The following is a 3,722-nucleotide window of genomic DNA, read 5'->3' on the forward strand; positions in this document are numbered from 1 at the left end:
TACCCGCTGGTCAAGGTCGGCCGCCTGGTGCTGAACCGGAACCCGGAGAACGTCTTCGCCGAGGTCGAGCAGTCGGCGTTCTCGCCGAACAACTTCGTGCCCGGCATCGGCCCGTCCCCGGACAAGATGCTCCAGGGCCGGCTGTTCGCCTACGCGGACGCCCAGCGCTACCGCCTCGGGGTCAACCACACCCTGCTGCCGGTCAACGCCCCGAAGGCGACCGAGGCCGACAACTACGGCCGGGACGGCTACTCGGCGCTCAACAAGGCCGGCCGCGGCAAGAACTACGAGCCGAACTCCTTCGGCGGCCCGGCCCAGACCGACAGCGCGCTCGCCGCGCCGGTCCGCCTGGACGGCTACACCGGCACCTACACCACGCCGGCGCACACCAAGGACGACGACTTCTTCCAGGCCGGCGAGCTCTACCGGCTGATGTCGGCCGGGGAGAAGACCCGTCTGGTCAACAACATCGCGGGCTTCCTGGCCCAGGTCAGCCGCGACGACATCATCGAGAAGAACCTGGCCCACTTCCACGCGGCCGACGAGGAGTACGGCGCCCGCCTGGAGGCGGCCGTGGCCCGGCTCCGGGCCGGCGACGAGGCCTGACCCCCGCACCATCCCCACTCCGGCCGCCCGGGCCCCGAGCCCGGCCGGCCGGCCGCCGGACCCCTCCCCCAGGGCAGTGGGGAGGGGTCCGGCGCGTTCCCGCGCACCCCACCGGCCCCCGCGGGCGCGCTCCGGCATATGCCATTCGACCGTGCCTCGGAGAAACCGCGCCCACCAGCGCGGATATCCCGCAGAGCCCGCCCCTGACGGTGACTCGGATGGTTACGCTGGGGAAGGCCCGCGGCCGGTCCGCGCGCCACCGCGACGGAGAGGGGACGCCATGTCGGCACCGACCCGAGGCCACCAGGCCACGCTGGGCCAGGGCGGGCCCGGTCCGTACGGGGTGCTGCGGAGGGCGCTGCGCCTGCTGGAGGCGGTCGACCGGCACCCGCAGGGCGCCACCCTGGCCGACCTCGCCCGTGACCTCTCGCTCCCGGCGCCCGCCGTCCAGCGCCTGGCCGAGGAACTGGAGACCGAGGGCTACCTGCGCCACCTGGACGGCTGCTGGACCCTCGGCGGCACCCTGGCGCTGCTCGGCCGGCAGAACCGCGAGCAGCTGATCCGCGCCAAGCTGCACCTCAAACTCGGCGAGCTGCGCGACCAGTTGGGCGCGGCGGTGTACTTCGGCCGGTACCAGGACGGCGAGTTGTGCGTGGAGGCGGTGTCGACCGCCGACCACGCCCCCGCCGTCGAGGAGTGGGTCGACTTCCGGGCCACCGCGCACGCCAGCGCGATCGGCAAGTGCCTGCTCGGCCAGCTCGACCACGACGGCCGCCGCGACCACCTGGCCCGGCACCCGATCGCCCGGCTGACCGCCCGCACCATCACCGACCAGGAGCAGTTGCTGCACCGCCTGGAGCGCCAGCCGGCCACCGTCCCGGTGCTCGACATCCAGGAGTACGCGCTGGGCACGGTCTGCGCCGCCGTCCCGGTGACCGCCGGTTCCACCGTCGGCTGCCTGGCCACCTCGATGCCGGTCGCCCGGATCCACCAGCTCAAGCACGCCGCCGAGGTGCTGGCCGCGCAGGCGGCGCCGCTGATGCTGGCGATGGCGGTCTGACCGGCGGCCCGCCGGGTCCGTCCGGTCAGGGGCGCAGCAGGGCGCGGTGCCAGTCGGCCGAGCGCCGGTAGCACAGCCGTACGTGGCGGCGGTCGCGGTCGCCCTGCCAGAACTCCACGGTGGTGGCGCGCAGGGTGTAGACGGTGTGGCCGGGGGCGACCAGGGCCGGGTCGGCGGCCAGCCGGGTGAGCGCGGCGGTGAAGTCGGCGTCGTACTCGGCGGCCGAGGCCATCGGGGCGCTCTGCGGACCGCTGAACGCGGCCGCGCGGGCGCCGGGGGAGCGGGTCAGGAACTCGGCGGCGGACACCTCGGGGGCGGCGCTCTCGACCTCGCCGCGGATCCGTACCTGGCGGCCGAGCGCGGGCCAGTAGAAGGTGAGTGCGGCCCTCGGGTTGGCCGTCAGCTGGCGGCCCTTGGGGCTGTCGGTGTCGCCGGCGAACAGCCAGCCGGCGCCCTCGGTGTCGACGTCGCGCAGCACCAGCATCCGGGCGTCCGGCAGCCCGTCCTCGTCGACCGTGGACAGGGTGGCGACCTGGGCGTCCGGTACGCCGGCGGCCAGTGCGCCGAGCAGCCACTCGACGAACAGCGGGCCGGGCGCGGCGGGGGCCTGCGCCGGGTCGAAGCCGGGCAGCGCACGGTCCATCGGCGGCCGCTCCCGCAGCAGGCCGGCCACCGTGCCCGAGCCGAGTCCTTCCGGTTGCTCCACCACTGCGCCGCTCCTTCGCCTCGATGCCCCGGTGTCCGGTGTCCGTGCCCGGGACCCAGCCTATCGGCCGGCCCGGACGCTCTTCCCGGGGTGCCGGAACGTTATTAGACTGAATGTCGATAAGACCCGCAGAAACCCTTGTCGGCCGCTCTACCCGCGAGTAGGTTGCTGCTGGTCGCCGCTCCCCAGCAGGTCAGGAGGCACCCCATGCCCCGCCCCACCGCCGTGCACGACAGCCTGGTCCTGGAGCCCCGGGACGTCCACTTCGACTGGTCCGAGCTGCCCCTGCACTGGATCCCCGACGAGCCGATGGCCACCCACACCATCAACGTCCTGCACCTGCTGCTCCCCGAGGGCGAACGCTGGTTCGTCCAGGTCTTCAAGGACGCCCTGCCGTACATCACCGACGAGCAGCTGCGCGAGGAGGTGCTCGGCTTCATCGGCCAGGAGGCCATCCACGCCGAGGCCCACCAGGAGGTCCTCGACCACCTGCTCGGCCAGGGGCTCGACCCGCGCCCCTACGTGCGGCAGGTCAGTTGGCTGTTCCACCGGATCCTCGGCGAGCGCCCCGGGCTGAGTGCCGCCCGGCGCCGCGAGAGCATCACCGAACGCGTCGCCTACGTCGCCGCGATCGAACACTTCACCGCCTTCCTCGGCAACTGGGCGCTCAACTCGCCCGGCCTGGACCGCGCCGAGGCCCACCCCACCATGCTCGACCTGCTGCGCTGGCACGGCGCCGAGGAGGTCGAACACCGCAGCGTCGCCTACGACCTGATGGTCCACCTCGACCCCGGCTACTGGCGCCGGATCCGCGGCATGGCCCTGTCCGGCCCCCTCCTCACCCACCTGTGGGTCCGCGGGGTCCGCTTCCTGCTGGCCGCCGATCCCACCCTGGACGGCCGGCTCCGCCCCACCTGGCGGCAGGCCCAGCAGATCGCCCGCCGCGGCATGCTCCCCGAGCCAGCCCGGATGGTCCGCTCCGCCCTGCGCTACCTGCGGCCCGGCTACCACCCCACCCAGGAGGGCTCCTCCAGCCAGGCCATCGGCTACCTCGCCACCTCCCCGGCCGCCCGCGCCGCGGCACTGCACCAGGCCGCACCGGAGCACCGGGAGTCCCCGGGCAACGGGTGACCCCTGAGGAGGTACCGCCGGCGCCCCCAGCGCGCCCACGGCCCCAGGAGCCCGCCCGATGAACCTCCCGTCCGAACCGAACTCCCCTCCGGAGCCGCCCCGATGGACCCCACCACCCCACCCCCCGACCTGTACGGGCGCCCCCGACCCGACCGCTTCCTCCAGCGGCTGACCGCCTTCAGTGACTGGTACACCCCCAAGCTCGGCTCCCCGGGGCTG

4 protein-coding genes are annotated in these 3,722 nt (G+C 74.1%); 3 read left to right on the plus strand and 1 reads right to left on the minus strand.

Annotated features, from left to right (window positions below; all coding sequences use genetic code 11):
* A partial coding sequence (locus AA75_RS52550) for a catalase (RefSeq protein WP_233289248.1) occupies positions 1–606 on the plus strand: 606 nt, incomplete at its 5' end.
* 280 nt (positions 607–886) lie between these two features.
* Positions 887–1,666, plus strand: coding sequence for an IclR family transcriptional regulator (locus AA75_RS29405; protein WP_051813678.1), 780 nt, complete (start codon positions 887–889; stop codon positions 1,664–1,666).
* 25 nt (positions 1,667–1,691) lie between these two features.
* Here the strand turns inward: AA75_RS29405 and AA75_RS29410 are convergent, their stop codons facing one another.
* Positions 1,692–2,375 (minus strand): pyridoxal 5'-phosphate synthase, encoded by a 684-nt coding sequence (locus tag AA75_RS29410; protein ID WP_051813680.1) that lies wholly within the window; start codon positions 2,373–2,375, stop codon positions 1,692–1,694.
* 204 nt (positions 2,376–2,579) lie between these two features.
* Here AA75_RS29410 and AA75_RS29415 point away from each other — a divergent pair, with 204 nt between their 5' ends.
* Complete coding sequence (locus AA75_RS29415; protein WP_033823314.1) at positions 2,580–3,503, plus strand: metal-dependent hydrolase; 924 nt, start codon at positions 2,580–2,582, stop codon at positions 3,501–3,503.
* Positions 3,504–3,722 lie beyond the last annotated feature (219 nt).

Origin of the sequence: Kitasatospora sp. MBT63 (assembly GCF_000710465.2) — a bacterium.
Lineage (GTDB): Bacteria > Actinomycetota > Actinomycetes > Streptomycetales > Streptomycetaceae > Kitasatospora.